Origin of the sequence: Novosphingobium sp., assembly GCF_024642085.1 — a bacterium.
Lineage (GTDB): Bacteria > Pseudomonadota > Alphaproteobacteria > Sphingomonadales > Sphingomonadaceae > Novosphingobium.
This window is the reverse complement of the sequence record NZ_JAHEBV010000057.1, coordinates 1-4826: the sequence shown is the minus strand read 5'-3', so window position 1 is coordinate 4826 and position 4826 is coordinate 1. Positions and strand designations below refer to the sequence as shown.

The window sequence follows — 4826 nt, the reverse complement described above, 5'->3', positions numbered from 1 at the left end:
CCGCGCTCAATCCGGCGGACTACTTCCAGATCGCTGTCGTTATCGCCGCCGTGCAGGCCGGGCGCTTCGGCCAGCAGCACTACTTCGGCAAAATCACGCGGGGGGCGGGTGGTGGTCCCGGCGAAGATCACATCTTCCATCCCGCCGCTGCGCATCGATTTGGGAGAGCTTTCACCCATGACCCACCGGATCGCTTCAAGCAAGTTCGATTTACCGCAGCCGTTGGGGCCGACGACACCGGTCAGACCCGGTTCGATGCGCAGCTCAGCCGGCTCGACAAAGCTCTTGAATCCAGAGAGCTTGAGCCGTTTGATACGCATCGGACCGACTTACCCTTCCAATTTTGCGCCTAGCGGGCGCCGGCTTTTTCCAGCAACGGTTTGATCGCAGCCCAGGTGTTGCCTTCCACCTTCTTGCCGTTGACCAGGAATGTGGGCGTCCCGGCGATCTCAAAAGCATCGGACTGCTTGTTGATCAGGGCCACCAGCGCTTCGGCTTTGGCCGTATCGGCCAGACACTGGTTGGCCCGGTCCTGCGCCAGGCCATTCGCCGCGAAAAAGGCTGTCAGTCCGGTCAACGCGCCGATCGCAGGGCCGCGTTTGGCCGGCTCGGCGGCAAAAGCGGCGTCTTGTGCCGCTTTCCCGGCCGTCTGGGCCTTGTCGAAAAAGTCCTTCTGATTGGCCAACACCTTGTCCGTCTGGGCAAAGTAGGTTTCCGGCGGGCCGCATCGGGTCAATTGCACTGCCGTCAGGTCGATCGCGTCGCGGATGAAATTGCGCATTTCGTAACTGACCCTGCCGCTGTCGACATAGGTGCCTTTGAGTTCTGCGGAGGACTGAGCCGCGAAATCAGCGCAATGCGAACAGGTGAGCGAGACATATTCGACCAGCCTGATCGGCGCTTGCGGGTTGCCCATCACATAGCCGCCTTCGGCAGAGACGGCGATTACATCGGTCCACGCCTTGCCTGCGGGCGGGGCTACCTTGGCCAGCGGGGCGCTATCGCTGTCAGCCGACTTCGTTCCGCTTTGGTCGCAGCCGACCAGAGCAAGGGGCAACAGCAGCGCAAAGCGCAGACGGCGAAACGGCAGGGCAGCGAAGGGAACGGTCATCGGGTTTCCTGCAATCGGGAGCTTTTCCTTGGGGAAAGGCTAGCCTACCGCCCGCCGCTATTCAAAGCGAAGCTGCGCCGGGTGACCCCGTCATCCACAGGATTCGGCTCGATGCCCGGCCTTTTGCGTCGCGGGTTTCAGCGGGCGCCCAGCTTTTCCAGATGAGGTTTGACCGCTTCCCATGTGTTGAAGTCAAGCTTCACCCCATTGGCATAGAAGGTCGGCGTGCCTTCAACCTTGTATTTTTCGGCATAATCGCCTGACGCCTTGACCAATCGCTCGGCCTTGGCCGTGTCCGCCAGGCACATCGCCGCCTGATCGCGCGCCACACCGCGTGCGGCAAAGAACTGATCCATACCGGTCAGCTGAGCCGTGGCGGCAAACTGCTGTTCGCGCGGCAACTGGCTGACCGCCTGGAACTTGGCATCGCCGGCAGCCTTGAGATTTTCGAACATGGTTCCCTGCCAGGCCCAGAACTGGTCGGCCAGCGGCAACACTGCCTCGGGCGCACCGCAGGTGGCAAGAAGATCGGCCGGCACGTCGAGCGCGTTGTTGAGCATCAGGCGCAATTCATAACTGACGCGCCCTGAATCGACGAAATTCGAGCGCATCTCCGCACTCGATTTTTCAGAAAACTCGGCGCAGTGCGAACACGATAGCGCGCCGTATTCAATCAGCTTGATCGGCGCCTGGGGGTTGCCCATCTGATAGCCGCCATCCGGCGTAACCGTCACCACATCGGACCATGCCTTGCCGGCAGGCGGGGCGACCTTGGCAATCGGATCACCGGCGGCCGTGCTGGCAGCGGTGCCGCTGTCCGTATCTTTCTTGCACGCCGCGGCACCAAGGCACAGCGGAACCAGGCTGGCGGCGATAAGCAGGCGGCGTGTGGATGTGGTCAGCAAGGCAGATCTCCGGATTTGACGAGCGGCCTCGCGGCGCGCCCGTTACTGCATTCAGGCAGCGCTCAATCGCTCAAGCCAGCGCTGCGGTCAATCACAGCGCGGCGTCGATCTGCGGCTGAAGCACCGACCATTCGTTCGTTCCGGCCAGCAGCGCGCCGTTGATGGCAAAGCTGGGAGTGCCGGTAACGCCCAGTTCGCTGGCATTCTGGGCCTGCTTGGCCAGACGTTCGGCCATGACCTTGTCAGTCAGGCAGCGGTCCACTGCGGCGCGATCGTAACCGCGCGTCGCCATCATCTCGTAGAAGTGAAAATCGGCTGCAATTGACCGGTTGCGAGTGCCCAAGTCGCCGCTCGACCAGCGTGACCGCTGCGGACCGGTGGCGGTCATCATCAGTTTGATCCATGTCGCCTGACTGCGCATGAACATGCCGTGGTTGACAAAGAACTTGTCCTTGGTGCCGCAGTTGGTCAGCATCGCAACGGTCAAGTCGATCGGATCGCGCAGCATGTGCTGTACCTCGACCGAAACTTTGCCGGTACGGACATAGGCCAGGCGAAGAGGATTGGTCGCCTCGGCTTCGAAATGGGCGCAGTGCGGGCAGGTGTAGCTCACATATTCGGTCAATTTAATCTGGGCCGCCGGATTGCCGAGCACGTGACCGCCTGCCGGAGTGACTGCTACAGCGGTATTCCAGTTGGCAGCAGGTTTAGTGGCCGCAAGTGACAGGACCGCGACGGCGACAAGTGCTGCAAGTTTTGTCATTCGGCTCACTTCGTCGGCTCCTCTTCCGTGGTGCCCAGATTGCGGGCAAGCGATTCCAGCACCGCCCGCAATTCAGGATCGCCGATGTCGCGCAGACTTTCGCCCAATTCCAGCGGGATCGGGCGCAGCGATGGCGGCGCGGTTGGCGCCTCCTTGGCCTTTGGGGGATTAACCGGCCCTTGCCGCAACTTGACTCGCGAAACCGCCTGATAACCGAAAAACCGGTTCACCCGTTCCATGATTTCGGGGATGACATGACTGATCAGCGGAGCATGGGCTGGAACGACTACCAGCTGCAGGATCCCGTCGCGCTTTTCACCCGGAGCAAAGCGGATCGATTCGGGCGAGCAGACCTTGGCGTGATGTTCACCGACAATTTCAGGCCAGCGCGTTACCACACTTGATTGCACAAATCCGAACTTGCGGAACGCGGTACGACCGATTTCAGGCATAAGTTCGGCAATCGGACGCACGCCCGTGCCGCGTCGCCGCTCAAACGGACGGCCTGCTGTGCCCGGCTTGGTGCGATCCCGTTCCATTACGCCGCGGGCAATGCCATAGCGGCGGCATGGATGCCAGCGCCGAGACAGTCCAATCTGCACTTCTTGCCTGGTACCAGGATTATGCGCGCAGCCTGCCGTGGCGCAATCCGCCAGGTCAAAAGCCGCCCGACCCCTACCGCGTATGGCTGTCAGAAGTGATGCTGCAGCAAACCACGACGGCAGCAGTTGCACCGTTTTTCGACAGGTTTTTGGCGCGCTGGCCTCGTGTTACCGATCTGGCCGCCGCCGCAGATGAGGATGTCATGGCCGCTTGGGCGGGTTTGGGTTATTATGCCCGTGCGCGCAATTTGCTGGCCTGCGCGCGGGCCGTCGCGGCACGCGGCGGGACCTTTCCTGCAACCGAGGCGGAACTGCGGCAGTTGCCGGGACTTGGCGCATATACCGCAGCAGCGGTCGCCGCGATCGCGTTTGAAGAAGCAGCAACCGTGGTTGATGCCAATGTCGAGCGGGTGATCGCCCGGCTTTATGCGATCGACCAGCCGCTGCCAGCCGCGCGCAAGGCGATTCGCGCCCGGGCCGAGGTGCTGACACCAAGCGACCGACCGGGCGATTTTGCGCAGGCATTGATGGATCTGGGTGCGACCATCTGCACATCGCGCAACCCGCGTTGCTTGCTTTGCCCACTGGCTGAGGGGTGTCAGGGCAGGTTGCAGGGGGCTGAACTGTACCCCGTCAAAACTGCGAAAGTAGCGCGCCCCACGCGGACGGGCAGCGCGTTCTGGATTGAACGCCAAGGTGCTGTCTGGCTGGTAACCCGGCCGGGCAAAGGCCTGTTGGGCGGGATGCGCGCGTTACCCGATGATGGCTGGTCTGCCCGGGGCAATGGCGATGGAACGCCGCCGATTGACGGATCCTGGACAGCGGCAGGCGGGGTGCGCCACACTTTTTCGCATTTCGATCTTGAATTGCAATTGATGCTGCATTCAGGTGGGGATTGCTCTAGGCATCCGGAACAAGGGCAGTGGTGGCCGCTTGATCGCATCGACGATGCGGGATTGCCCACCGTGTTTGCAAAGGTTGCCCGGCTGGCTCTGGCGCAAACTGCCGAAATGGGAGAATAATTACGTGTCTGATATGATCGATCCTTCGGTTTCGCGTCGTTCGATGCTGCGCGGCGGGGCCATGCTGGGCGCCGGTGCAGCGCTTGGTGCATTGCCTTTTGGCGCAGCGAGCGCCTGGGCAGCCGATGTCGATATCGCGGCGCAGTGGCCCGCCGTGACCGCCATGCTGGACAAGTATGTCAGCACGCGCAAGCTGGCCGGAATGGCCGCTGCGATCGGTTGGGGGTCCAAGGATCCGGGATATATCCTGCGCGGCAAGGAAGGTCTGGACGATCCCGATGGTGTAGGCCCGGACAGTCTGTTCCGGATCTATTCGATGACCAAACCGATCACAGGCATGGCGGCGATGATCCTGATTGATGAAGGCAAGCTGGGACTGGATCAGCCGCTGGCCGATCTGCTGCCCAAGTTTGCCAAGATGCA

General features: G+C 61.9%; 7 protein-coding genes. 2 read left to right on the top strand and 5 right to left on the bottom strand.

Features of this window, described 5'->3' with window-relative positions:
- The 5 genes from Q0L62_RS12930 to Q0L62_RS12910 all read right to left on the bottom strand — a co-directional run.
- The coding region (locus Q0L62_RS12930; protein WP_296680538.1) for an AAA family ATPase at positions 1 to 320 on the bottom strand (320 nt) is incomplete at its 3' end.
- Positions 321 to 349: 29 nt separating this feature from the next.
- Entirely contained in the window at positions 350 to 1111 is a 762-nt protein-coding gene (locus Q0L62_RS12925; RefSeq protein WP_296680536.1) for a thioredoxin domain-containing protein, read from the bottom strand.
- Between the two features lie 137 nt (positions 1112 to 1248).
- On the bottom strand, positions 1249 to 2016 hold the full coding sequence (locus Q0L62_RS12920; RefSeq protein ID WP_296680533.1) for a thioredoxin domain-containing protein: 768 nt from the start codon (positions 2014 to 2016) through the stop codon (positions 1249 to 1251).
- Between the two features lie 91 nt (positions 2017 to 2107).
- The gene (locus tag Q0L62_RS12915) at positions 2108 to 2779 is read right to left on the bottom strand and encodes a thioredoxin domain-containing protein (protein WP_296680543.1); all 672 of its coding nucleotides are present in this window, start codon (positions 2777 to 2779) and stop codon (positions 2108 to 2110) included.
- Between the two features lie 5 nt (positions 2780 to 2784).
- Positions 2785 to 3318 (bottom strand): DUF721 domain-containing protein, encoded by a 534-nt coding sequence (locus tag Q0L62_RS12910; RefSeq protein WP_296680530.1) that lies wholly within the window; start codon positions 3316 to 3318, stop codon positions 2785 to 2787.
- A 29-nt stretch (positions 3319 to 3347) separates the two neighbouring features.
- Here Q0L62_RS12910 and Q0L62_RS12905 point away from each other — a divergent pair, with 29 nt between their 5' ends.
- The gene (locus tag Q0L62_RS12905; protein WP_296680526.1) at positions 3348 to 4403 is read left to right on the top strand and encodes an A/G-specific adenine glycosylase; all 1056 of its coding nucleotides are present in this window, start codon (positions 3348 to 3350) and stop codon (positions 4401 to 4403) included.
- A gap of 13 nt (positions 4404 to 4416) precedes the next feature.
- The coding region (locus Q0L62_RS12900) for a serine hydrolase (protein ID WP_296680541.1) at positions 4417 to 4826 on the top strand (410 nt) is incomplete at its 3' end.

Excerpts from the sequence above, each read along its gene's own strand:
- Q0L62_RS12925 (WP_296680536.1), bottom strand. The coding sequence starts at position 1,111 with ATGACCGTTCCCTTCGCTGCCCTGCCGTTTCGCCGTCTGCGCTTTGCG.
- Q0L62_RS12915 (WP_296680543.1), bottom strand. The coding sequence starts at position 2,779 with ATGACAAAACTTGCAGCACTTGTCGCCGTCGCGGTCCTGTCACTTGCG.
- Q0L62_RS12910 (WP_296680530.1), bottom strand. The coding sequence starts at position 3,318 with ATGGAACGGGATCGCACCAAGCCGGGCACAGCAGGCCGTCCGTTTGAG.
- Q0L62_RS12905 (WP_296680526.1), top strand. The coding sequence starts at position 3,348 with ATGGATGCCAGCGCCGAGACAGTCCAATCTGCACTTCTTGCCTGGTAC.